Consider the following 24,356-nt stretch of genomic DNA (forward strand, 5'->3'; position numbering starts at 1 on the left):
CGCCAAGCCCTCCCCCGGACCACACGCCCCCGCGACGCGCCCGTACGCCCCGAATGCGCCAGGAGGTGCGGACGCAAACGGGTTGAGTGGAGGGGGTGATTCCGGCCAGTCGTCGCCGCTGAGAACGCTCTGATCTGGCCGGTCTTGCGGTTACGAAGTAGATGCCCCAGGCATCCAATGGGATCTGGACAAGGGAGCCTCTCCGTTTGCGAGGTACATCCATGACGGACTCATCCGCATCCACATCCGCATCCGCATCCGCATCCACATCCACATCCGCACCTACAGCCACCCCCATCGCCTTCCCCCAGGACCGCACCTGCCCCTACCACCCGCCCGAGGCCTACGAACCGCTCCGCGAGGAGCGGCCGCTCTCCCGGGTCACCCTGTTCGACGGGCGCTCCGTGTGGGCGGTCACCGGGCAGAGCACCGCCCGCGCGCTGCTCGCCGATCCGCGGCTCTCCACCGACCGCGAGAACAAGGCGTTCCCCGCACCGACCGAACGCTTCGCCCGCCTCCGCAACCGCCGCCTCGCCCTGCTCGGCGTCGACGACCCCCTGCACAACGCCCAGCGCCGCATGCTGATCCCCAGCTTCTCGGTCAAGCGCGTCGCCGCGCTGCGGCCCCGGATCCAGGAGATCGTCGACCGGCTCCTGGACGCCATGGCCGAACAGGGGCCGCCGGCCGAGCTGATCGGCGCGTTCGCGCTGCCGGTACCGTCCATGGTCATCTGCGCCCTGCTCGGGGTGCCCTACGAGGACCACGACTTCTTCGAGGAGCAGTCGCGGCGGCTGCTGCGCGGCCCGGACGCAGATGACGTCGACCGGGCACGGGACGAACTCGACGCGTACTTCGGCGCGTTGATCGACCGCAAGCTGCGCACTCCGGGCGACGGTCTGCTCGACGAGCTGATCCAGCGGCAGCTCGAGGCGGGCGGTCTGAAACGCGACGAGCTGCTCGGTCTGGCGACGATCCTGCTCGTCGCGGGGCACGAGACCACGGCGAACATGATCTCCCTCGGTACGTTCACGCTCCTCCAGCATCCGGAGCGGCTCGCCGAACTCCGCTCCGAGCAGGCGCTGTTGCCTGCCGCCATCGAGGAGCTGCTGCGCTTCCTGTCCATCGCGGAGGGGATGCTGCGGGTGGCGAAGGAGGACATCGACGTCGCGGGGCACACCATCCGCGCGAACGACGGCGTCGTCTTCTCCACGTCCCTCATCAACCGTGACACCGCGGCCTACGACGCCCCGGAGGAGCTCGACTTCCGCCGTACGGGCGGCCACCACCTCGCCTTCGGGTTCGGTGTGCACCAGTGCCTGGGCCAGAACCTGGCCCGCGCCGAGCTGGAGATCGCCCTGCGGAGTCTCTTCGAGCGCCTGCCGGAGCTGCGTCTCGCGGTGCCCGCGGCGGAGATTCCCTTCAAACCGGGCGACACGATCCAGGGGATGCTCGAACTCCCCGTAACGTGGTGATCGCAACGCCGACCGGCAACTGTCCTTCACATAATGGGAGATGAGCGTGCGGGTTCATGTCGACAAGGATCGGTGCGTGGGTGCGGGCATGTGCGCGCTCACCGCGCCGAGCGTCTTCACCCAGGACGACGACGGCCTGAGCGAGGTGCTGCCCGGCCGCGAGGACGGCGGCGGCGACCCCCTGGTGCGCGATGCGGTCCGGGCGTGCCCGGTGGAGGCCGTCACCGTCGACGAATCCTGACTGAGCAGCACCCCGCCCGTTGCCGCCTGAGCGGTCTCGGTGAAGTCCGGTGCGGTACCGCGCCCCGTAAGGGGCGCGGGGAACCGCGCGACCAGCCCCCACCGGCCCGCAGGTTCATCACCGCACTTCCCGCGGAGCGCTTAGCGCAGCGTCACCGTGAAGCTGCGGCCGTACGCGTGCCGGGTCTCCACGTCGATGCGGGTCCCGCCGGGCACCCGGCTCACGCGTACGCCGTCGTCGGCCGTGACCTCGCGCAGTGAGCGGCCCCGGAGCAGGACGCTCACCGTGTCCCGGTCCATGGTCGGATCGGACACGGCGACCGTGGTCTCGTCGCCGTGTCCGGGGCGCCGCACCAGCACCGACGCGGGGCCGTCGATCCGTACCCCGGCGGCCTCGTGGTGCCCCGCGGTGAAGCTGTTCGCGGCCGTCAGACCGAGGCCGGTGTGGGCCACGGCCTGCAGCCGCACCGTGTTCGCGAGGACCTTCAGCGGCTGTCCGGAGCCGTACGACCGCAGCGCCGCCTCGGCCGCGTTCGGCACCAACGCGTAGGCCAGGCGCGCCGGTTCGGCCCCGGCAGCCCCGTCCACGGTCACGCCGAGGACGGTGCGCGTCACCGGGGTGTCCGGGTTCGCGGTGCGGACGACCCGGCGGCTCCGGGTGACCTGGTCGAGGGCGACCCGTACCCGCGGGGTGTCGAGGAAGACGTACCCGACGGCGGTCTGCCGGGTGGCGTTGGCGTACCGCAGCCAGGAAAGGTCGCCCGTGCCCGCGCCGGTCCATGGGCGGCCGTCACGCAGCATCCCCGTGACGGACACCCGGTCGTCCGGCGCGGCGGTGCGCGCGTCGACGGTCGTGGTCACGGCCCGTCCCGCGCCGTCGCCGACCCCGGCGGCGAGCACCACGATCTCCTCGTCGAGCAGGAACCACGACTTCGTCGCCGCCGCGTTGCGATAGACGACGAAGTCCTCGGGCAGCAACTTCCGGTCGGCGAAGGCGACATCGCTCGACTGCACCATCCCCACCGCTCCGTACGCCCCGAGCACGGCGCCGCCCGAGTGCCCATCGGTGCCGCGCGGGAAGTAGACGTACTTGTTCTGCGACTCGGAGGAAGAGGTGAAGTTCAGGGGGTGGCCCGGGTTGTCGTAGTACGGCTTTCCGTACAGCTCGGGGACGGTGCGGCGCCGCTCGACGGGCGCGGTGACACCGGCGAGGCCGTACGGCGAGACCGTGGTGAAGTAGTCGACGCCGTACGCCTGGGTCTGGTCCTGCCCGGAGAGGTAGAGGTAGTACGCGCCGTCGCCCTGGAACCACGGCATGAGGTTCTCGCCGCTCATGTACTCGTACTTGCTGATCCGGTCCGAGCTGCGCGCCAGCGCGAAGGCGTAGCCCGGTCTGCGGTGCACGGTCTTGTCCATGGCGTTGAAGGCGACGCTGCGCGCCGCGGCGTTCAGGTCGGCGGGCGGCACCGAGGCGTCGGCGATGATGTCGGCGTAGCGGACGATGCTGACCGGGGAGACGAAGGCGGTCGGGTCGAGGGCGGCGCGCGAGGTCGCCCTGACGTGCTTGACGTAGCTCTTCAGGGCGGTGGCCTCGGCGCCGGCCGAGAGCGATGAGAGGTCGACGACGGCCTCGACGACCACCGCGACATCGGTGTAGCCGGAGGTCGTCCGCGACACCGCGCGCCCCTTGACGATCTCCATCATCCAGCCCTCGAAGATCAGCGGCGCGAAGCCGTCGCGCACCCACTTCTGGACGGTCGGCACCAGTTCCTCGCCGTGCGCGAAGCCCGTGCCGTCGAGGATCTTGAGCGTCTGTACGACCCGTGTGAGCAGGCCTTTTCCGTACGATCCCGTGTACGCGACGGAGGCGTGCTGGATGAAGGAGCCGTCGGCGTAGTAGCCGTCCGTGACCCCGTGGTTCAGGTGGTACGGGTCGATGGTGACGAAGACCGTCAGCTGGTCGGTGAGCGCCTTGCGGATGCGGGCTTCCCCGCCGTCGGGGAGCAGCGCGCCCTGCAGGATCCGGTTGGTGGTGATGTCGGCGAGGTTGGCGCCGGTGTGGAAGCGCGAGTCGAGGTTCACGTCCCCGTCGGTGCCGTTGCGCAGGTAGGCGTCCATCGAGGCGACGTAGGTGGCGGTGAGGCCGGGTTTGTAGGTCCGCACCTCGTCGATGAGGAGCACGAGGGTCTTGCTGACGTGCTGGGAGATGCCGATCTCCCAGTTGAACCAGTTGCCGTAGTAGCCCTTGGACTGGTCGCCGTAGTAGCGCTCGTGGAGCCAGCCGAGTCCGTCGATCACGCGGCGCTGTACCGCGGTGTTCCCGTAGAGGTCGGAGGGGGTGCCCGGAGCGCGGGTGGCGAGGGCGATCTCATACAGCTGCTTGAAGGCCGTGTTGAGGTTGGCGTCGTCGGTGCCGAGCACGAGACCGGCGAACAGCTCGCCGTCGCCCGCGTCGTCCATCGACTTCAGATGCGTCCGCGCGGTCTTGGTCACGGCGGCGAGCTTGGCGGCCGTCTCGGGGCGGGCGTTGGACTCGGCGGTCCCCGCGAAGACCGCGACGGTGTTGGCGACGAGCCGGGCGCTGTCGGCGGCCGCGGCGCCGGCCGGCCTGGTGGGGATCACCGCCAGGAGACCGGCGGCCGACAGGGCGGACAGCAGACGTCTGCGGGTGATCTCCATGGCGACCTCCGCCGGTGTGATGGCGATCCGGGCGTTCTGGCGGCCGGAGTCAAGCAGATGGCCCGAGCGGCGACAAGAGGCCCCGCCGCCCATGCTGCCCCACCGGCGCGCCCCTCAGCGGCTAGGCTCGGAATATGACATCCGAACAGCACACATCGGGGCAGTACTCCGTCGTGGCTGTCGCGTCGTCCGCCGGAGGAATTCAGGGTCTCGGAGCGCTCCTGGGCGCCCTCGGCCCCGGTCTGCCGGTCCCGGTGCTCGTGGTCCAGCACCTCGATCCGCGCCACCGGACGCTGCTGGCGGAGGTCCTCTCCCGGCGGACGGAGCTGGACGTCAAGCTGGCGGAGGACCACGAGCGCATCCGCCCGGGGACGGTCTATCTGGCGCCGCCGGACCGGCACCTCCTCGTCGGCCCCGAAGGCATCCTCAGCCTGTCGGACAGCGAGCTCGTGCACTTCGTGCGCCCCTCCGCCGACCTGCTCTTCGAGTCGGTGGCCGGTGCGTACGGGGAGCGGGCCATCGCCTGCGTGCTGACCGGTACCGGCGTGGACGGCGCGATGGGCGTGGACGCGGTCAAGTCGCGCGGCGGCACCGTGATCGCCGAGGACCCGGAGACCGCGCAGTTCGCGGGAATGCCGTCGGCGGCGGTCGGCACGGGAGCCGTCGACTTCGTACTCCGTCTAGAGGAAATCGCCGCGGCCATCCGCGGACTCGTCGAGAGCAAGAGGCAGTGATGAGCAAGTCGTCCGGCACCGGCGGCGGGGCAGCGTCGCCCGAGCGGAGCACCGGTGCCGATCAGGAGGCAGCCGACGGCCGGGGCGGGCCCGCGCCCGAACCCGACGTCGACCAGGGCCTCGAGGACCTGCTCGGCTTCATCCGCGACTCCCGCGGCTTCGATTTCACCGGCTACAAACGGTCCACGTTGGGGCGCCGCATCCGCAAGCGGATGGACGACGTCGGCGTGCAGGACTACGCGGACTACCGCGATCTGCTCGAGACCGACACCGTCGAGTTCCGTACGCTGTTCAACACGATCCTGATCAACGTCACTTCGGTGTTCCGCGACCCGGACGCCTGGGAGCTGCTGCAGCGTGAGGTGGTGCCCCAGCTGATCGCCGACCTGGGGGCCGACGACGAGATCCGGGTGTGGAGCGCGGGCTGCTCCAGCGGCGAGGAGGCGTACTCGCTCGCCATCATGTTCGCCGAGGCGCTCGGCATCGAGGAGAGCCTGAACCGCGTCAAGATCTACGCCACGGACGTCGACGAGGAGGCGCTGCGCGACGCCCGCTCGGGCCAGTACCCGGCGAAGAACCTCGAATCGCTCTCCGTCGAGCTGCGCGACAAGTACTTCGAGCGGCACGGCGCCCATTACGTGTTCCGCCCCGATCTGCGGCGCCGGGTGATCTTCGGCAGGCACGACATCACCCGTGACGCCCCGATCTCCCGCCTCGACCTGCTCGTCTGCCGCAACACCCTGATGTACTTCAACGTCGAGGCGCAGACGCAGATCGTGGACCGCTTCCACTTCGCGCTGCGCGAGGGCCGCTATCTCTTCCTCGGCAAGGCCGAGATGCTGCTGAGCGACGGCGAGCGGTTCGAGGCGCTCAGCATCCGCCAGCGCATCTTCCGGCGCAGGCCCGGCGGCAGCACCCCGCCGTACCCCGCGATCCCCATGAAGATGAGGTCCGGCCTCGGCGCCGAGATGCAGGCCGTATCGCGCACCCGCCAGCTGCGCGACCTGATTCTCGACGCCGCTCCGGGCGCCGCCGTCGCCCTGGACGAGGGCGGCGGCGTCGTCATGATCAACAACGAGGCCCGGGCCCAGTTCGGCCTCACGACCCATGACATCGGCCGCCCCTTCCAGGACCTGGAGCTGTCCTACCGGCCCACCGAGCTGCGCTCCCTGGTCGACCAGGCCACCCATGAGCGCCGGACGCTGCGGGTGAACGGGGCGGAGCGGCGCATCGGCAGCGAGCTGCAGTACTTCGACATCGTCATCCAGCCGATCTCGGGCGGCCAGGGACTGCCGGTCGCCACCAACATCACGTTCACGGACGTCACGCTGGCCACCCAGCTCAAGGCGGAGGTCAAGCGGGTGCGCGAGGACCTGGAGACCGCTTACGAGGAACTCCAGTCCACCAACGAGGAGTTGGAGACGACCAACGAGGAACTCCAGTCGAGCATCGAGGAACTGGAGACCACGAACGAAGAACTCCAGTCGACGAACGAGGAGCTGGAGACCACCAACGAAGAACTCCGGTCCGGCAACGAGGAACTGGAGACCATGAACGACGAGATGCGGCTGCGCTCCACGGATCTGGACGAGGCCCGCGCCTTCCTCGAGGGCGTGGTCAGCAGCATTGCGGCGGGCGTGGTGGTCCTCTCCTCCGACAGCCGGGTCAGGAGCTGGAACCGCGGCGCGATCGACCTGTGGGGGCTGCGCGCCGACGAGGTCCTCGACGAGGAGTTCTTCTCGCTGGACTTCGGGCTGCCCACCGGCGGCCTGCGCCAGGTCGTCGAGGAGTGCATCGCTTCGGGGAAGCGGTCGGGACCGGTCGTCATCCCCGCCGTGAACCGCATCGGCCGGAGCATCGACTGCTCAGTGATCTGTTCCCCGTTCGACGGGCACAACGGCGGTGTGGTTCTCCTCATGGAAGACGTCTCCGAGCCGGGCGGCGGCTGACCCCGCGAGCCGTATTCTGGTGAACATGAAGGCCATGGAAGGCAGTTCGTCATCCGCGGACGGCCAGGCCGAAGCCGCCTGGCAGCGAGCCGTCCGGGCCGCCGACCGCGCGGCGCGCGAGACGGCGACCGCCGAACGCCACGAGCGGCGCTTCGCGGAGACCGGCCGGATGTTCCACTCGACGATGGCCGCACGGCACCACGCGGTCGCCGAGCGGCATCTGACCGCGGCCCGCCTCCAGGAGTCCTACGCCCGCCGGGTGCGGGAGTGGTCGAACGGCCACGGCCCCGGCCGGCCGGAGGCCCTGGGCGTCGACCGCCCCCTGTTCATGGCCGGGGTCGCGGAGGTCTGCGGGACCTCCAGCGCCGCGCTCACGCTGATGGGCGACGATCTGAGCCAGCTCGCGGTCGCCGCCTCTGACCGGCCGTCGCGGGGCGCCCAGGATCTGGAGTACGTCCTGACCGCGGGCCCCGGCCGTGAAGCGGCCCGTGCCGGCAGCGCGGTGTACGTGTCCGGCGCCGCCATCGAGGAGTGCTGGCCCGGCTACGGCTCCGGGCTCGCCGCCCTGGGCCTGAGCTCGGTGGCCGCGCTGCCGCTGACGGTCGCGCCGCGCTGCATCGGCGCGCTGACCGTCTTCGATCCCCCCTCCGCCCTCGCCGGGTCGGGGGCGCTCGACGAGGTCGCCGCGGCCCTGACGGCGGGCGTGCTCCTGGGCCCCGACGCGGATCCCGGGCTGTACGGCGGCGCCGACATCCGGGCCGCGGTGCACCAGGCGGCGGGCGCCCTGTCCGAGCAGACGGGCGCCTCGATCGGCGACGCCCTCGCGCTGATCAAGGCGCGGGCCTTCGCTCTGGGCGAGGCCCCCGATTCGGTGGCGCGGCGCTTTCTGTCCGGGGAACTGAAGCTGAGCGCTCCGCGGGAAGGGCCGTGAGGCCGTCGTTTGTCTGCGGCTAGTTCGTGGCTGGTCGCGCAGTTCCCCGCGCCCCTTCGGGGCGCACCTCAGCCCTGGTGCGTCCCGCCGCGCTCCGCGATGTGCGGCGGCGCCTCGATGCCCGGAGCCAGCGCCGGGTCCGGTATCGGAGTGCCCCAACTGGCCGTCAGGGGAAGGTTTCCCGCCCAGATGCCGAGCGCCGCGTCGGGTCCTTCGCCGTCGTCCGGCGGGCCCACGCTCGTCTTGACGGACGCCTCCTCGAGGGACAGGGCGAGCAGGGTCGTCGCCGCCAGTTCCTTGCGGCTCGGGCGCCGCGCGTAGTCCCACTGGCCGGGCGTCGCGTGCTCGGTGAGCAGCCGCAGGCCCCGCAGCTTCCGCTCCGGGTCGGTGACCTTGTGCGGTACGCCGTAGATCATCGCGCTGCGGTAGTTGACGCCGTGCTCGAAGACCGAGCGGGCCAGGATCAGGCCGTCGACATGGGTCACGGTCACGCAGATCTCGGCGTCCGGGTCGGCGGCCATGCTGCGGCTTGCGACCGAGCCGTGCAGATACAGGTGGGTGTCGTCGCGGCCGTAGACGGTGGGGACCACCATGGGGTGGCCGTCGACGACGACGCCCAGGTGGCAGACGAACCCCGCGTCGAGGATCGCCTCGAGCTCCGCGCGCTCCAGACCGCCCTGCTCGCGCAGCCTGCTGTGGCGGGTGCGGCCGGTCTGCGGGAGCCGGTCGGGCAAGGTCGGCGCTGAGTGGTTGCTGGTGGTCACGACTCGGGAGGCTACCGATATCGCGCCCGAAACGCCATGGCTCAGCAGATGTCATCCGCGCACAGCATCTCGTACGACGAAATCCGCATCCACCCCGTCATCCGTCCAACTCGCTCGTCGAGAATCCAACAACCCCCGCCGCGTGAGTGTTGTGAGGCCCCGCATCCCCGCTGTCTGATGGAACCCATGGATCTCCCCTACTACGAGGACGTATCCCCCGGTTCCGGCAGCCTCCCGCCCCGCGCCTGGTACGCGCGGTCGGACGCCGCCTCCCTCTCCCTGAACGGCAGTTGGCGCTTCCGTCTCTCCGCCACCGCCGACGCCGCCGACGGCTCCTTCGCCTCCGGCGGGTACGACGCCACCTCCTGGGCCGACGTCGCGGTGCCCGGCACCTGGGTGCTCCAGGGCCACGGCGCGCCCGCCTACACCAACGTGAACTATCCCTTCCCGGTCGACCCGCCCCGCGTGCCGACCGAGAACCCCACCGGCGACCACCTGCGCGTCTTCGACCTGCCGGGCGGCTGGCCCGCGGACGGCGGGAGCGTGCTCCGCTTCGACGGAGTCGAGTCCTGTGCCCGCGTCTGGCTGAACGGCACGGACCTCGGCGAATTCAAGGGATCCCGGCTTCCGCACGAGTTCGCCGTGGGGCATCTGCTGCGCCGCGACGGCAACGTCCTCGCGGTCCGTGTCCACCAGTGGTCGTCCGGTTCGTATCTGGAGGACCAGGACCAGTGGTGGCTGCCGGGCATCTTCCGCGACGTGACCCTGCTGCACCGACCCGAGGGCTGCGCGCTCGACTTCTTCACGCACGCCTCGTACGACCATCGCGCGGGGACGGGAACGCTGCGGGTCGCGTCCGACGTGGCGGGGCGGGTCACCGTGCCCGAGCTGGGCATCGACGTCGCGACCGGCGACGCCGTGACAGTGGCCGTCGAGCCGTGGACGGCCGAGACGCCCCGCCTGTACGACGGGATGCTCGCCACGGCGGGCGAGCGGATCCCGCTGCGGATCGGCTTCCGCACGGTCGCCGTCGAGGACGGTGTCATCAAGGTCAACGGCCGCCGGATCCTGTTCCGGGGCGTGAACCGGCACGAGTTCCACCCGGAGCAGGGCCGCACCCTCGACCTCGCCACGATGCGCTCCGACATCCTCCTGATGAAGCAGCACAACATCAACGCGGTCCGCACCAGCCACTATCCGCCGCACCCGGCCTTCCTCGACCTCTGCGACGAGCTGGGCCTGTGGGTCATCGACGAGTGCGATCTGGAGACCCACGGCTTCACCCTCCAGGAGTGGCGCGGCAATCCCGTCGACGACGACCGCTGGACGCCCGCCCTCCTGGACCGCGCGGCCCGCATGGTCGAGCGCGACAAGAACCACGCCTCGGTGATCATCTGGTCCCTGGGCAACGAGTGCGGCACGGGCCGCGGCCTGACCGCGATGGCCCGCTGGATCCGCGAGCGGGACGCCGGCCGCCTCATCCACTACGAGGGCGACCGGTCCTGCGCGGACACCGACATGTACTCGCGGATGTACGCCGATCACGCCGAGGTCGAGCGGATCGGCCGCAAGGAGGACGACGACGGACCGGCCGCGCGCCGCCGACTGCCGTTCATCCTCTGCGAGTACGGGCACGCGATGGGCAACGGTCCCGGCGGCCTGAGCGAGTACCAGAAGCTCTTCGAGGCGCACGAGCGCAACCAGGGCGGCTTCATCTGGGAGTGGATCGACCACGGCATCGCCCACCCGGAGTTCGGCTTCGCCTACGGCGGCGACTTCGGCGAGGAGCTGCACGACGGGAACTTCGTCTGCGACGGGCTGCTCTTCCCCGACCGGACGCCCTCACCGGGACTCGAGGACTACAAGGCGGTCATCCAGCCGGTGCGTTTCGCGTACGACGGTGCGGCGGGGACGGTCCGGATCACCAATCTGCACGACTTCGCCGACCTCTCCCACCTGGACTTCGAGTGGACGTACGCGAGCGACGACGACACGGCGAGCGAGAGCGGCGAACTGGCCGTACCGAAGGACCTCGCGCCGGGCGAATCCACCGAACTCAAGCTCCCGGACGTGCCGTTGGCGTCCCGTGACATCGAGACACGGCTGCACCTCACGGCCGCGGTGTCGGTGGAGACGAACTGGACGAAGCTCGATCACGTCGTCGCGCGGGCCGACTTCCCCGTCGTACCGCGCCCCGTGGCCCGCCCCGCGACCGGCGCACGCCCCACGCCCGACACCGGCCCCATCGCCCTCGGCATCGTCACCCTGGGCCCCGGCACCTTCGACGCCCGCACCGGCGAGCTGCGCACCCTGGGCGGCATCCCGCTGCCGGCCGCCCCGCGCCTGGACGTCTGGCGCGCCCCCACCGACAACGACGACGGGGCGTCCTGGCAGTCCGACCGCCGCAACGGCGTGCGCTGGCGCGAGCTCGGCCTGCACCGCATGCAACACCGCCTGGACGCCGTCGAGTTGACCGACGACGCGCTCACCGTCCGCACCCGCGTGGCGCCCGCCGCGCGCGACGTCGGCCTGCGCACCGTGTACCGCTGGACGTCCGACGGCTCCCGGCTGCGGCTCACGGTCTCCGTGGCGCCCGAAGGCGAGTGGCCGGTGCCGCTGCCCCGGCTCGGTGTCCGGCTCGGGCTTCCCGCCGCCTACGGGTACGCGCACTGGTTCGGCGGCGGACCCGGCGAGGCCTATCCGGACACGGCGGCGGCGTCCGTCGTCGGCCGGCACTTCATGCCGGCCGACCGGATGCAGACCCCCTACGTCCGCCCGCAGGAGAACGGCGCCCGCGCTGACGTCCGTTGGGCCGAGCTGCGCACCGCCTTCGCCGGTGATGGCGTACGCGTCGAAGGCGATCCCGCGTTCTGGTTCACGGCGCGGCGCTGGACGACGGAGCAGCTGGACGCGGCCCGGCACCGCACGGACCTCGTCCCCGGCGACACGGTGTGGGTCCATCTCGACCACGGGCAGCAGGGCATCGGTTCGCAGTCCTGCGGGCCCGGCGTGCTGCCCCCGCACGAACTCCATGCCGCTCCGGCGGAGTTCGCGTTCACCTTCACCGGGGTTTGCGGGTGACTCAGCACTAGACTGGGAGTCAACGACGAACCACGTGCCGCCTTGGGGGGAGGGAGCACCCCTTGTCACAACCGCGGCTGGGTCGCGGCCCGTTGAGGCCACCGGCCACACCTCCTCCCCCGCCGGTTTCCCGCCCCGGCCGCTTTGTGGGCTGGCTGGGCGGCTTCGGCTGCGCGGCGGCGGGGTACGCGGTGTTCCAGTCCCTGGTGGGCGTGTTGCCGGACGCGATATCCGGCGACACGGCCCGCTACGCGATCGCGGCGGTCAGCGGCATCGGGACGGGCGTCGCCGCCTGGCTCGCGGCGGCGCTGATCCGCGCCAGATCGGCAGCCGAGGACACGGACGGCGCAGAAGGCACCGGCCGGGTCCCCGCACCACGCACCCCGGCCGCCGTCGCACCAGCCCCCGGACCGCTGCCGGACCTGATGGCGGCCACCCACGCGACGCTCACCGCCGAGCTCGCCACTCTCGACGACCCGGAGCGCGGCCGCCTCACCGGCTGGGCGCACGCCCTGGACGAGCCGACCCGGCCGGTGCGGCCCACGCCGACCGGCACCGCGTACGGCCTGCACATCGCGCTCGAACTCGGCCTGCCCGACGGCCGGTTGCGTACGTCGGAGCTCGTCCAGACGCTGTGGCGCCTTCGCCTCGCGGACGGCGGCTGGGCGGCCCGCTCGCAGGGCTCCACAGCGCGCCCCGAGGTGACCGCCCTTGTCCTCGGGGCGCTCGCCCGTGCGGGCGCGGACCCGGTGCGGCTCACGGAGGAGGCGACGCAGTGCGCGGCGCGCTTCACCGAGGAGCTGGAGCCGTCCGGGCTCGGCAGGACCCATGTCGTGACGACGATGCTGCGCGGCCTGCTGCGGGCGGCGCCGGACTCGCCCGCCCCGGCCCGGCTGCGCGCCGAGCTGGTCGACCGGACCATCACCGACCCCGCCCGCGAGCACCGGCGCTGCTGGGGCCCGGCCCTGCGCGCCCCCGTCACGCGTCCGTCCTCCGTGCACACGGCTCAGGCGGTGGTCGCGCTCGACCGTGCGGCGCGGGTGCTCGGCGAGGACAGCAACACGCGGGCCGCCCGCGAGGACGGCATCCGCTGGCTGCTCGCCTGCCCGACCCCGGACCACGAGGACTGCGCCGATCTGCGCAACACCCAGGAGGAGGTGCGCCGCCCGCACCCCGTCGACTCCTGGCGCCAAGAGGTCCTTGCCGTACGGCACTTCACCGCCGCCTGGATGGTGCGGGCGCTGCTCACGCCGGACGCCTGGGAGATCGCCGCCGACGAGGGCCGCGAGGAGGCGTGGCGTTCCCTGCTCTCCGGCGCGGTGGGCGCGGTGTGGCGGCAGCAGGACGACGGTATCTGGAACTGGGACGGGTACGATCTCGGCCGCCCGATGTGGATGACCTATCAAGGCCTTTCGGCACTGCGGGCACATGCCGTATGGATGTATCAGCCGGGTAGGTGATCCCCCGGCGCGCTCGCGACCAGGGGGAGAGTGACCGCATGGGTGGTCGGCATGTGCACGGGGCCCGGCGGCTGCTCGAAGGGACCCTGGAGGGCCTGCCCGAGGAGGACCTGGTGCGGGCGGCGCGCACGGTCGTCGCCCGCCTCGGCGCGCCCGAGCGGCTCCCGGCCCTGGTGCGCGAGCTGGCGGCGGGCGTGGGCGACCCGGCGGGCTGCGCGCTCCTCTCGTACCGCCATGTGCTCGGCTTCGACAAGCTGCTCCTGGTCGACGGCGGTCCGCGGCACATGCTGCGCGCCCACATCTGGCATCCGGGCTCGCGCGGGGCGGGCCGCGAGGACATCCACAACCACCGCTCCCCGCTTGCCTCTTACGTGGTGCGGGGCACCCTCGGCATGGAGCTGTACGAGCCGGTTCGGAGCGCGGGCGGCGGCGGGCTCGCGGCGTCCTGGTACCGCGAGTCGCTGTCGGACGAGGAGGGCCACTGGCTCCTCGAACCGGCGGGACCCGCGCGGCTGCGGCTGACGCAGAACGCGGAGTACGCGGCGGGCAGCGGCTACGGCCTTCCGTCGTACGCCCTGCACCGCGCGTGGTGCGCGTCGGCGGAGACGACGGTGACGCTGTTCCTGGAGACGGGGTCGGGGCGGCGCACTTACACGGACGTGTTCGCCGAGGCCGAGGCGGAGGCCGACGCGGGCGGCCGCGCGGAGGCGGTCGCCAAACGGCCGATGGAGGTCAAGGAGTATCTGGCGGAACTGGAGTCGCTCCTGGCACTGATCAGCGCCAGGAGCTGAAGGCCGTCGCGCTGAACGCCTGCTCCACGATGTCCCGGTTGTAGTCGTCGATCTCGACCGTGCCGATGTCGGCCGGGGCGAGCCAGCGGTACTCCTGATCGGGCAGCGGAAGGGACACGTCGAAAGTGAGCGGCCTGACCAGGAAGTTGTCCTGCCAGTTCTTCACCTCGTGCCCCCGGTACCGGCTGACGAAGGACGACTCGCCGACCTTGCGCAGCACCTCGCCGAGCAGCCCGGTCTCCTCCTTGAGCTCCCGCAGCACGCCCCCGCGCGGACTCTCGTCCGGATCGAGCTTCCCGCAGGGAACGCCCCACACTCTCGGCAGGAAACGCTCGGTCTCACTGCGCCGCACGAGCAGCACACGGCCTCGGTGGGCCACGACGGCAGCCGCCAGTCGGTTGTCGCTCGGCAAGTCCATGGCTCCCACCGTAGCGAGGATTCGCGGACCGGGACAGTCAGCCGATGGGCTCCCGCTCACCCTGATCGAGGCGGTACGGGGGATAGACGTCCGTGAGCAGCAGGCCGTACGCCATGACGCGCGCGACCCAGCGGTGCAGACCCATGTTGAGGTCGTACATGCCGCGCGGATAGCGGCCCGTGAAGAGCAGCGAGACACCGGCGTAGAAGGCGAGGAGCCCGGCGAGCCCGCCGTTGAAGCGGTAGCCGCCCGACATCAGCGCGGCCACCAGGAGCTGGGGCAGGACGAGCAGCCAGCTCTTGACGAGGACCAGGCCGCGGGAGAGGTGCTCGGGGTGCGCGATGTCCAGGTGGGCCGGATAGTCGGGGACGTCCCGCAGCGTGAAGGGCGGGTACCGGTCCGTGCCGAGCGACCCGTACGCGTAGTACTCGACGCGCCAACTCCAGCGCAGCACACCGACGTTGAAGTCGAACAGCGCCCGTGGATAGCCGCCGGTGATCAGGACCGCGAAGAAGGCGACCAGGGTGACCAGGAGAAAGCCGATCCAGAGGAAGAGCAGCACGACGTAGTGCGGTATCGCGAGCAGCCACTTCACCAGCCAGAGCCAGCGTGACAGCGCGGGCGCGTAATCGGCCTCCAGACGGACGGGGCTGAGCGGGTACTTGCTCGGTGCGGTCGCCGTGGGCATGGCGCACATGAGGGTCATCTCCCCTGTCGGCCCGTACGTGCCTTCTCTGCACGTGTACGACCGTGGGCGTGCGGCGGCAAGGAGTGGCGCGGCGTCCGTTTTCTTCAAGACCGGGGCGGAGGCCGCCGCCTACTCTGCCGGGCATGAAGAGCACACCTGTACCCCGCTTCGACCTGGTCGGCATCGTCGTCTCCGACATGGCCGCCACCCTCGAATTCTACCGCCGCCTCGGCCTCGGCTTCCCGGCCGGATCCGAGGACAAGCCGCACGTGGAGGCGGCGCTGCCGGGCGGTCTGCGCATCGCGTTCGACACGGAGGAGACCGTCCGCTCGTTCGTCCCGGGCTGGGAGCGGCCGCAGAGCGCGGGCCGCATCGGCCTCGCGTTCCACTGCGAGACCCCCGAGGGCGTCGACGCCACCCACGAGGAGCTGACCGGCGCCGGATACCGGAGCGAGCTCAAGCCGTTCGACGCCGAGTGGGGCCAGCGGTACGCCACGGTCCTGGACCCGGACGGGAACGGCGTCGACCTGTTCGCACCCCTAGCGTCCGCGCAGTAGTTCCCCCAGCGGCATCCCCGTCAACTCCTTGACGTCGCGGGCCAGATGGGCCTGGTCGGCGAAGCCAGCGGCGTACGCGGTCTGTGCGTACGGCACTCCTTCCCGGGCGAGGGACAGCGCGCGCTGGAGCCGCAGCACCCTGGCGAGGGTCTTGGGGCCGTAGCCGAACGCGGCGAGTGAACGCCGGTGCAGGAGGCGGGTGTTGACGCCCGCCTCCAGTGCGGTCGCCGCGATGCCGCGCCCCGCCTCAAGGGCCTTGACGACGTACGTGATCAGCGCATCGGGCGGCTCCGCGCGGCCCGCGCGCTCCAGGGCGAGGGACTCCAGGGCGGCCACCGGGTCCCGGGCCGCTTCCATCCGCTCGGTCAGCCTGCGCGCCTCGGCGGACGGCCACAGGTCGGCCAACTCGACGCGCCGGTCGCGCAGTTCGTGCGCGGGGACGCCGAGGTAGGCGGGGGCGGTGCCGGGGTAGAAGCGGATGCCGACGTACCGGGCGGCGGCCACTGCCGGGCCGGGGTGGTACGCGCGGGTGTCCGGGCCCGCGACCAGGAGCCTGCCGCCGGACCAGAGCAGATCCATGCAGCCGTCGGGCAGGACGGGCCGCACGCTCTGGGCGCCCTGGGCGCTCTGGGCGTCGCCGGTTCGGGTCCACAGCACCGCGCCGGCCACGCGCGATGGCCGCTCGGCGTACACCGCGCCCGACACGCTACGCCGCCCGCGACCGGTGGTCCTGGGGGCTGACCCCGTACACCCGCTTGAAGGCGCTGGACAGCGCGAACGCGCTGCCGTACCCGACGCGGCGGGCGATCGCGGCGATCGTCTGCTCTCCGTCGCGCAGCAGATCGGCGGCGAGCGCGAGCCGCCAGCCCGTCAGATACGCCATCGGCGGCTCACCCACGAGCTCGGTGAACCGCCGGGCGAGCGCGGCCCGCGAGACGCCCGCCTTCGCGGCGAGCGCGGCGATGGTCCAGGGGTGCGCGGGATCGTCCTGGAGCAGCCGGATCGCCTGCCCCACGACCGGGTCGCCCATCGCCTTGTACCAGGCGGGAGCCGCCGCCTCGGGCCGCGAGAACCAGGCGCGCAGTGAGGCGATCATCAGCAGGTCGAGCAGCCGGTCGAGGACGACGTCCTGGCCCGGCTCGTCCTTGGCGATCTCGTCGGCGAGCAGCGGGGTGAGCGGGCAGTCCCACACCTCGGTGGGCAGCACGAGCAGCGGGGGCAGCGCGTCGAGGAGCCGTCCGGTGATCTCGCCGCGCGCCTGATAGGTCCCGATCAGCATCTCGACGGGGCTGTCGAGCGACTGCCCCCAGGCGCGCAGGCCCAGGTCCTTGTACTGCCCGAACGGGGCGCCGCCCAGCGGCACGCAGCGCTCGCCCGGCTGGATCTCGGCGAGCGGCCGGGTCGCCGGGTCGTCGGCGCAGGTGTAGTGGTCGGGGCCGCGGGCGATCGCGACGTCACCGGGACGGATCAGCTGGGGCGCGGACCCGTCCTCGGGCACGATCCAGGCATGGCCACGGACCATGATCATCACCGACAGCGGCGCTTCGTCCGCGATGCGGACCGACCAGGGCGGGTCGAAGCACGCCCGGATCATGAAGGCTCCCCGCGCGCGCGGGCCCTCCAGCAAGCCTGCGAGTACGTCCATGAGGGAAGCGTAGACGCACGCGTATGGGGGTGAGTCCCTGACGGATGGTTCCTTGTGGCGCGCGGCAGTTCACTGAAGTCATGACAGAGAACGCGTTGAACACGCAGCAGTTGGACACGCGGAACAAGACGGTGTTGGTCACGGGCGCCTCCGGCAAGACCGGGCGCCGGGTCGCGGAGGCCGCCGAGGCGGCCGGGTTCACGGTGCGGGCCGCTTCGCGGTCGGGCGCGGTGCGCTTCGACTGGTACGACCCCTCCACATGGGAGGACGCGCTGCGGGGCGCGGACGCGGCGTACCTCGCCTATATGCCGGACGTCGGTGCGCCCGGCGCGGGCGAGGCGGTGGGCGCGCTGGCCAGGCAGGCGGTGGCGCTCGGCGTACAGCGGATCGTGCTGCTCTCGGCGCGGGGCGAGGACCAGGCGGAGCCGGCCGAGCGGGCGGTGCGGGAGTCCGGGGCGCGGTGGACGATCGTACGGGCCAGCTGGTTCGCCCAGAACCTCAGCGAGGGTCCGCTGCTCGACGGGATGCGGGCCGGGGAGCTGGTGTTCCCCGCCGGGGAGGTGCTCGAGCCGTTCATCGACACGCGGGACATCGCGGATGTGGTGGTGGCGGTGCTCGGCGCGGCCGACGACCGGTACGCGGGGCAGGTGGTGGAGATCTCCGGGGGACGGCTGCTCTCCTTCCGGGACGCGGTGGCGGAGATTTCGGCGGCTGCGGGGCGGGAGATTCGGTATGTGCCGGTTTCCGCGCGGGAGTACGGGGGTGCGCTTACGGAGTACGGGGTGCCGGCGGAGGAGGCGGAGTTCCTGATCGAACTCTTCGAGACGAATCTCGATGGTCGCAACGCGAGGCTCTCCGATGGGGTTCAGCGAATTCTGGGGCGTGCGCCGCGTGACTTCGCCGATTTTGCTCGGGAGCATGCGGAACTGGGCGTCTGGAAGGCGTAATTTTTCCCCAATCCCGCCCCTACCCGAAACTAGGGGGCTCCGCCCCCTGGACCCCCGTACAAGATAAATCTTTTAGCCCGTCCGGCGTTTGAGGACGAACTCGGCGGAGCCGGTGATCTGCGGTCACCTCGAGGCCGGCGCAGCCGGAAAGTTTCGGGAAGGGGCGGGGTTGGGGGAAAGGAGCCGCCCCTACTCCGGCGACTCCTCCTCGCCCCCGTTCTTCTTCGCATGCGTCCGCAGCCGCGACGTCACATCGTCCGGCGGAAGGAACCGCGACCACCGCTCGGGGAACTCGGAGGGCATGTCCGGGTCGTCCGGGTCCTGGGAGGCTTCCCGCGCGGCCGCCGCACGGGCCACCACCTCCACCGCCCGCGCCTCGCGAATCCTCTCGTTCGCGGCCCGCGCCGCCGCCGTGGCGACGGACGGCCACACACGGTCGATCGCCGCGTTCACGGCCGCGCCCACCAGGACCGCGAACGCCGAGACGCCGATCCACAGCAGCACCGCCACCGGCGCCGCCAACGAGCCGTAGATCGTGGGGCCTTCGACCGTGCTGGTCAGGTAGATGCGGAGCAGGAAGCTGCCAAGGACCCACATGCCGAGGGCGATCAGCGCGCCCGGCATGTCCTCCACCCAGGGCGACCGCACCGGCACGGACACGTGGTACAGCGTCGTGAGGAACACGATCGACAGGAGCATCACCACCGGCCAGTACACGATCTGCACCACCGTCGTGGAGCCCGGCACCAGTTGGACCACCGCATCCGGCCCCGCCACCATCAGCGGCAGCGCCACCGAACCGATCAGCAGCGCCACGATGAACAGGCCGAAGGCGAGAAGACGGGTCTTGACGATTCCGCGTGCGCCGTCCAACCCGTACATGACCGTGATCGTGTCGATGAAGACGTTCACCGCGCGCGAGCCCGACCACAGGGCGAAGAGGAAACCGATGGAGATGACGTCGGGCCTGCCGACCCGCATCACGTCCTCCAGTATCGGCTCCGCGATCTGCCGGACGCCCTTGTCGGACAGGACCGTGCGGGACGCCTCCAGGATGTTGTTCTCCACGCTGGCGATCGTGTTCGCGCCGGTCCACCGGTCCACGTACGCGAGCAGCCCGATCAGGCTGAGCAGCAGCGGCGGCACGGAGAGGAGGGTGAAGAACGCCGCCTCGGCCGCCAGGCCCAGGATCCGGTATTCCACGCACGAGTTGACCGTGTCTTTGAGCAGCAGCCAGGCGGTCCTGCGCTTGGAGACGTTGCTGTAGAGAGCGCGGGCCCGGTTCCAGCGGCCCGACGACCGCCCGGGTGTTTCATTTGCCTGGTGCACCTCCTTACCGTAGCGGCATGGCAGCCACCACCCACACAGTGACCAACCAGGCTCCGCCCCTGGTGGGATATGACGTCTTCACGGCGGACCGGGCACTTGCAGAGGGAATCGAACGGCATCTCGATCCCGCGCTGCTCAGTACCGCGCAGGAGCAACTCTCCGAACTCGGGCGCGCGGCGGGCTCCGCGCAGGCGCGGGAATGGGGGTTCCTCGCCAATGAGAATCCGCCCGTTCTGCACACTCTTGACCGATACGGCCATCGCGTCGATGAAGTCGACTTCCATCCCTCGTGGCACCGGCTGCTCGGGAAGGCCGTCTCGTCCGGTCTGACCACCGCCTGGGTGCGGCCCGGCGGGCATCTGCGGCGCGCGGCGGGATTCCTGGTGTGGACGCAGGTGGAGGCGGGTCACGGCTGTCCCCTGTCGATGACGCACGCGGCGGTGCCCGCGCTGCGGGCCGATCCGGAGCTCGCCGCCGAGTGGGAGCCGCGGCTGACTTCTCTGGTGTACGACGAAGGTCTTCGCCCCGCGTCGCAGAAAGCCGGTGTGCTCTTCGGCATGGGGATGACGGAGAAACAGGGCGGCAGTGATGTGCGCTCGAATACGACGCGTGCGCGGGCCCTCGCCGAGGAAGGCACCTATGAGCTGACGGGGCACAAGTGGTTCTGTTCCGCTCCCATGTCCGACGGTTTTCTCGTGCTCGCGCAGACCGACGCGGGACTCACGTGTTTTCTCGTACCGCGTGTACTCGCGGACGGAACGCGTAACTCGTTCGCCATTCAGCGGCTCAAGGACAAACTGGGAAATAGGTCGAACGCGTCGAGCGAGGTCGAGTTCGACGGGACGTGGGCGCGCCGGGTCGGCGAGGAAGGGCGCGGGGTGCGCACCATCATCGAGATGGTGGCGGCGACGCGGCTCGACTGCGTCGTCGGTTCGGCGGCGATCATGCGGCAGTCCGTCGCACAGGCCGTGCACCACGCCACGTACCGCGAGGCGTTCGGCGGCAAGCTCGTCGACAAGCCGCTGATGCGCAACGTCCTGGCGGATCTGGCCCTGGAGTCGGAGGCGGCCACGACGCTCGCGCTGCGGCTCGCCGCCGCGTACGACGACGGGAGCGAGCAGGAGCGGGCGTTCCTGCGGATCGCGGTGCCGGCCGCCAAGTACTGGGTGACCAAGCGCTGCACACCGCTCGCGGCGGAGGCCCTGGAAGTGCTCGGCGGCAACGGATACGTCGAGGAGTCGGGGATGCCCCGGCTGCTGCGCGAGTCGCCGCTCAACTCCATCTGGGAGGGCTCGGGGAACGTACAGGCGCTCGACGTGCTGCGGGCGCTGCAGCGGGAGCCGCTCGCGCTGAACGCCTTCCTCCAGGAGGTCGGGCTCGCCCGCGGCGCCGACTACCGCCTGGACGGCGCGATCAAGGGCCTGCTGACCGAACTGGCCGATCTGGACGGCATCGACGCGCGGGCGCGGCGGCTCGTGGAGCGGATGGCGACGGTCCTCCAGGGCTCGCTGCTCGTGCGGTACGCGCCCCCGGAGGTGGCCGACGCGTTCTGCGCGTCGCGGCTCGGCGGGGACTGGGGCTCGGCGTTCGGGACGCTGCCGCACACTCTCGATCTGGCCGCCGTGGTGGAGCGTGCCGCCCCTCGCACGGACTGACCGAGGCGCGGGGGTGGTGCTGCGCCGACACGGCACCACCCCCGCTTTTCAGGCCCCGTTGAGGAGCGTGAACGCCGCGTGAGCGGCGTTGGGCCCAGCTTCGACTCCCGTACGGCTGTTCGCGAGGGTTGCATGAGGTTGCAAGTCAATTGTTCATTACCGAACTAATACCCTTGCGGGTGCCGAAGGGGCACGATGAGTACGGGCCAGGATGAGTGGGGGCCCCGACGCACTGGTCTGTTCGGGAAGGACTCGGTGATGACCGCGACGTCGACGATCAGCCTCGCGAGGATCTCCGCCATGGACTGCGCACAGGCCGCACGGCTGCTCGCCGATGTTCGCCACGCGGCGCTCTCCGGGCAGCGGCCGCACATGATGCCGCGTCCGGTGATCGGTGAGTCCTGGGGGCGCATGCTCGACGACGGGGTCGACCCGGACCGGGACTTCAGGTCGCGGCTGCTCAGCGTGGCGGAGCTCGAGGAGCGCCGCCGCACATCGCCCCTGGTGGACGTCCTGCCGGTACTGCGGGACGCGCTCGTGTCGGTGGCGGACGCGGCGCACCACATCATGGTCGTCTGTGACGCGGACGGCCGGGTCCTGTGGCGCGAGGGCAGCTCCACGGTGCTGCGCAAGGCCGACTCGCTCGGCTTCGAACCGGGCGCCGACTGGGGCGAGAGCATCGTCGGCACCAACGGCATCGGCACACCGCTCGTGGTGCGCAGGCCCGTGCAGGTGTTCTCCGCCGAGCACTTCGTGGAGACCCACCACGCGTGGACGTGCACGGGCGCGCCCATCACCGATCCCCGCTCCGGCCGGCTCATCGGCGTGGTCGACGTCAGCGGCCCCCTCAACACGATGCATCCGGCGACGCTCGCCCTGGTCGCGTCGGTCGCCAAGCTCGCCGAGGCACGGCTGCGGGAGAACCATCTGACGACGCTGGACCGGCTGCGGACGGTGGCGGCGCCGGTCCTCGCCCGGCTCGAGGGGCGTGCCGTCGCGGTGGACCGTGACGGCTGGACGGCCGCGGTCACGGGGATGCCGCCGACGGACCGGATATCCCTGCCCAAGTCCCTTTCCGCTGGCCACACTTGGCTGCCCTCGCTCGGCACCTGCGCGGTGGAGCCGCTGCCCGGCGGCTGGCTGGTACGCGTCGAGGAGGAACCCCAGCCGCTCACCGCGCCCCGCGTGGTCCTCGACGTGAGCGGTCCGCGCCGCTGGACGGTCACCGTCGAGGGCGGCGGCGTCGGCAACTGGACCCACGAACTGAGCCCGCGCCACGCCGAGTTGCTCTACCTCCTCAGTACGCACCCGAAGGGGCGCAGCGCGTCGGACCTCGCCGATGACATGTTCGGCGACCCGGCGCGCACGGTGACGGTCCGCGCCGAACTCTCCCGAGTGCGGCGCTACTTGGGCGCTCTGCTCGCCCACCGCCCGTACCGCTTCCCGGAGGAGGTGGACGTCGAGGTGCTGCTTCCCGACCGCCCGGCGAACCTGCTCCCGCACTCGACGGCGCCCGCGGTGCGCAGGGCGCGACGGGTCCCCGAGCCTTGACGGCGTCGGCCCGAGGCTTCAAGGCGACGCGGTCCGCCGCCGGGCAGTCTGCCCCGCAGCGGAACCGCGCCGACTCACTCACACGCCAGGTATCTCCCGGTCCTGGAACGCCTTGCGCACCGCGTCCGCCGCGCCCTTGCCGTACATCTTCTGCGCGGTCGCGATCGTCGTCACGGCCGCGTCCTCGAAGCTGGTGTCGGGGGCGAAGCCGAACTGGGCGTTGACGATGATCCGGTCCGCGGTGCGGGCACCGAGCTTGCCCCGGATGTCGAAGAGCGCGCGGGACCAGATCTCACCGTCCGCGTGCACCTCGCCCTCCCGGTCGGCGTACGTCTTGTCGCTGTCGATCCGGCGCAGACAGTGCGGGGCGTCCGAGTACGAGGCGGAGTCCCAGTCGGCGACACAGGCGAGGTCCGCCTTCGCGGGCCAGCCGTACTTGGCGTCCGCGTACGCGCCGACCGACACCGCCAGATAGTCGCCCCAGGCCTCGCCGATCGACCCGGCCTCCAGGGAGGTGCCGAAGCCGGGCACCTGGGCGTGGTCGTTGGCACCCGGAAGCTCGGTCCCAAAGCCGAGGCTCTGCAGATACTCCTGTGACTCATTGACCCAGAAATAGGCCATGACCTGCTCGAACTGGTCATCGTGGCGGGTGTACGTCCCGGCGTCGGCGACCTTGGCCGAGGCGCCGGTGTCCGATCTGACGTAGGCCCATTTCCCGCTGAGCCCTCCACTGGAGTCGAGGCCGCGCAGGGCGGCGGTCGCATAGGCGCTCTCGGGAACGGAGCTCGCGGAATCCTTGTCGTCGACGAGGGTCTGGTCCCCCGACGAAGCGCTGCGGGATCTTCCCGCATCCCGGCCCCTTTGGCCAGGGTCCGCGGCTCATGATTCGCTGACCCACATGAGCATCACTGTCACCACGTGGTCCCTCGAGCAGACCGCTCCCACCGATCTGCTGCCCGCCGCCGCACCCGAGGGCGACGACCTGCGGATCGTCAGGGCCGAGATCCCCTCCCCCGAGTTCAGCCGCTTCCTCTACGCCTCCGTCGGCGGCGACATCCGCTGGACCGACCGGCTCTCCCTCTCCTACGCCCAGTGGCAGGAGGAGCTCGGGAAGCCGGGCGTCGAGACCTGGGTCGCGTACGAGAAGGGGACACCGGCCGGATACGTCGAACTGGCGGCGCAGGAGGGCGGTGTCGTCGAGATCGTGTACTTCGGCCTCATCCCCGCCTTCCGCGGGCGGCGGATCGGCGGGCATCTGCTCTCGCAGGGCGTCCGTCGCGCGTGGGACTTGGCCGAGCGCTGGCCGGAGCTCACGCCGACGAAGCGGGTGTGGCTGCACACGTGTTCCAAGGACGGGGAGCACGCGATGGACAACTATCTGCGGCGCGGCTTCAAGCTTTTCGATACGAAGGTTGAGCAGGAGGCGGATGTGGCTCCGCCGGGGCCTTGGCCGGGGGCTTAGCGG

Annotated in this window: 21 protein-coding genes; 13 read left to right on the forward strand and 8 right to left on the reverse strand. The window is 71.3% G+C overall.

Going from position 1 to position 24,356, the window contains the following annotated elements; genetic code table 11:
* The first annotated feature begins 221 nt into the window (after positions 1-221).
* The gene (locus E2651_RS22320; RefSeq protein ID WP_135332970.1) at positions 222-1,472 is read left to right on the forward strand and encodes a cytochrome P450; all 1,251 of its coding nucleotides are present in this window, start codon (positions 222-224) and stop codon (positions 1,470-1,472) included.
* A gap of 46 nt (positions 1,473-1,518) precedes the next feature.
* Positions 1,519-1,713, forward strand: a complete 195-nt coding sequence (locus E2651_RS22325; protein ID WP_135332984.1) for a ferredoxin — start codon at positions 1,519-1,521, stop codon at positions 1,711-1,713.
* 140 nt (positions 1,714-1,853) lie between these two features.
* Here E2651_RS22325 and E2651_RS22330 read toward each other — a convergent pair whose 3' ends face one another.
* Positions 1,854-4,391, reverse strand: a complete 2,538-nt coding sequence (locus E2651_RS22330; protein ID WP_135332985.1) for a polysaccharide lyase family 8 super-sandwich domain-containing protein — start codon at positions 4,389-4,391, stop codon at positions 1,854-1,856.
* 134 nt (positions 4,392-4,525) lie between these two features.
* On the opposite strand from E2651_RS22330, the gene E2651_RS22335 reads away from it, so the two are divergent.
* The 3 genes from E2651_RS22335 to E2651_RS22345 are packed head-to-tail and all read left to right on the forward strand — an operon-like array spanning position 4,526 to position 8,005.
* Positions 4,526-5,125: a chemotaxis protein CheB gene (locus E2651_RS22335; RefSeq protein WP_135332971.1), complete on the forward strand. Its 600-nt coding sequence runs from the start codon at positions 4,526-4,528 to the stop codon at positions 5,123-5,125.
* The gene (locus E2651_RS22340) at positions 5,125-7,074 is read left to right on the forward strand and encodes a CheR family methyltransferase (RefSeq protein WP_135332972.1); all 1,950 of its coding nucleotides are present in this window, start codon (positions 5,125-5,127) and stop codon (positions 7,072-7,074) included. Before E2651_RS22335 ends, E2651_RS22340 begins: the two co-directional genes overlap by 1 nt.
* A gap of 25 nt (positions 7,075-7,099) precedes the next feature.
* Positions 7,100-8,005 carry a GAF domain-containing protein gene (locus E2651_RS22345; protein ID WP_245239087.1) on the forward strand — a complete coding sequence of 302 codons (906 nt, stop codon included), beginning with the start codon at positions 7,100-7,102 and terminating at the stop codon, positions 8,003-8,005.
* Between the two features lie 68 nt (positions 8,006-8,073).
* On the opposite strand, the gene E2651_RS22350 is transcribed toward E2651_RS22345, so the two are convergent.
* Entirely contained in the window at positions 8,074-8,769 is a 696-nt protein-coding gene (locus E2651_RS22350; protein ID WP_245239089.1) for a pyridoxamine 5'-phosphate oxidase family protein, read from the reverse strand.
* A 186-nt stretch (positions 8,770-8,955) separates the two neighbouring features.
* On the opposite strand from E2651_RS22350, the gene E2651_RS22355 reads away from it, so the two are divergent.
* From E2651_RS22355 to E2651_RS22365, 3 genes are all read left to right on the forward strand, one after another.
* On the forward strand, positions 8,956-11,850 hold the full coding sequence (locus E2651_RS22355) for a glycoside hydrolase family 2 TIM barrel-domain containing protein (protein WP_135332973.1): 2,895 nt from the start codon (positions 8,956-8,958) through the stop codon (positions 11,848-11,850).
* A 146-nt stretch (positions 11,851-11,996) separates the two neighbouring features.
* Positions 11,997-13,310, forward strand: coding sequence for a hypothetical protein (locus E2651_RS44030; protein ID WP_245239091.1), 1,314 nt, complete (start codon positions 11,997-11,999; stop codon positions 13,308-13,310).
* 38 nt (positions 13,311-13,348) lie between these two features.
* Entirely contained in the window at positions 13,349-14,101 is a 753-nt protein-coding gene (locus E2651_RS22365; RefSeq protein ID WP_135332974.1) for a hypothetical protein, read from the forward strand.
* Here the strand turns inward: E2651_RS22365 and E2651_RS22370 are convergent.
* Complete coding sequence (locus tag E2651_RS22370) at positions 14,085-14,519, reverse strand: NUDIX hydrolase (protein WP_135332975.1); 435 nt, start codon at positions 14,517-14,519, stop codon at positions 14,085-14,087. The two genes, E2651_RS22365 and E2651_RS22370, sit on opposite strands and share 17 nt — an antisense overlap.
* A gap of 37 nt (positions 14,520-14,556) precedes the next feature.
* Complete coding sequence (locus E2651_RS22375; protein WP_245239093.1) at positions 14,557-15,216, reverse strand: DUF4389 domain-containing protein; 660 nt, start codon at positions 15,214-15,216, stop codon at positions 14,557-14,559.
* A 134-nt stretch (positions 15,217-15,350) separates the two neighbouring features.
* Here E2651_RS22375 and E2651_RS22380 point away from each other — a divergent pair, with 134 nt between their 5' ends.
* Positions 15,351-15,764 (forward strand): VOC family protein, encoded by a 414-nt coding sequence (locus E2651_RS22380; protein ID WP_135332976.1) that lies wholly within the window; start codon positions 15,351-15,353, stop codon positions 15,762-15,764.
* Here E2651_RS22380 and E2651_RS22385 read toward each other — a convergent pair.
* The gene (locus E2651_RS22385; RefSeq protein WP_245239095.1) at positions 15,747-16,469 is read right to left on the reverse strand and encodes a helix-turn-helix domain-containing protein; all 723 of its coding nucleotides are present in this window, start codon (positions 16,467-16,469) and stop codon (positions 15,747-15,749) included. The two genes, E2651_RS22380 and E2651_RS22385, sit on opposite strands and share 18 nt — an antisense overlap.
* Before the next feature lies 1 nt (position 16,470).
* A complete protein-coding gene (locus tag E2651_RS22390; protein WP_135332977.1) occupies positions 16,471-17,409 on the reverse strand; it encodes an AraC family transcriptional regulator in 939 nt (312 codons plus the stop codon).
* A gap of 80 nt (positions 17,410-17,489) precedes the next feature.
* Here E2651_RS22390 and E2651_RS22395 point away from each other — a divergent pair, with 80 nt between their 5' ends.
* The gene (locus tag E2651_RS22395) at positions 17,490-18,356 is read left to right on the forward strand and encodes an NAD(P)H-binding protein (protein ID WP_135332978.1); all 867 of its coding nucleotides are present in this window, start codon (positions 17,490-17,492) and stop codon (positions 18,354-18,356) included.
* A 189-nt stretch (positions 18,357-18,545) separates the two neighbouring features.
* Here E2651_RS22395 and E2651_RS22400 read toward each other — a convergent pair whose 3' ends face one another.
* The gene (locus tag E2651_RS22400) at positions 18,546-19,685 is read right to left on the reverse strand and encodes a YihY/virulence factor BrkB family protein (protein WP_135332979.1); all 1,140 of its coding nucleotides are present in this window, start codon (positions 19,683-19,685) and stop codon (positions 18,546-18,548) included.
* Between the two features lie 17 nt (positions 19,686-19,702).
* Here E2651_RS22400 and E2651_RS22405 point away from each other — a divergent pair, with 17 nt between their 5' ends.
* Together E2651_RS22405 and E2651_RS22410 are read left to right on the forward strand one after the other, a co-directional pair.
* The gene (locus E2651_RS22405; protein ID WP_135332980.1) at positions 19,703-21,340 is read left to right on the forward strand and encodes an acyl-CoA dehydrogenase family protein; all 1,638 of its coding nucleotides are present in this window, start codon (positions 19,703-19,705) and stop codon (positions 21,338-21,340) included.
* 258 nt (positions 21,341-21,598) lie between these two features.
* The gene (locus E2651_RS22410; RefSeq protein WP_135332981.1) at positions 21,599-22,891 is read left to right on the forward strand and encodes a GAF domain-containing protein; all 1,293 of its coding nucleotides are present in this window, start codon (positions 21,599-21,601) and stop codon (positions 22,889-22,891) included.
* 78 nt (positions 22,892-22,969) lie between these two features.
* Here E2651_RS22410 and E2651_RS22415 read toward each other — a convergent pair whose 3' ends face one another.
* A complete protein-coding gene (locus E2651_RS22415; RefSeq protein WP_245239097.1) occupies positions 22,970-23,512 on the reverse strand; it encodes a M4 family metallopeptidase in 543 nt (180 codons plus the stop codon).
* A gap of 277 nt (positions 23,513-23,789) precedes the next feature.
* Here E2651_RS22415 and E2651_RS22420 point away from each other — a divergent pair, with 277 nt between their 5' ends.
* A complete protein-coding gene (locus tag E2651_RS22420) occupies positions 23,790-24,353 on the forward strand; it encodes a GNAT family N-acetyltransferase (protein ID WP_135332983.1) in 564 nt (187 codons plus the stop codon).
* Positions 24,354-24,356: the final 3 nt, after the last annotated feature.

This window comes from Streptomyces sp. MZ04, from assembly GCF_004684775.1.
Lineage (GTDB): Bacteria > Actinomycetota > Actinomycetes > Streptomycetales > Streptomycetaceae > Streptomyces.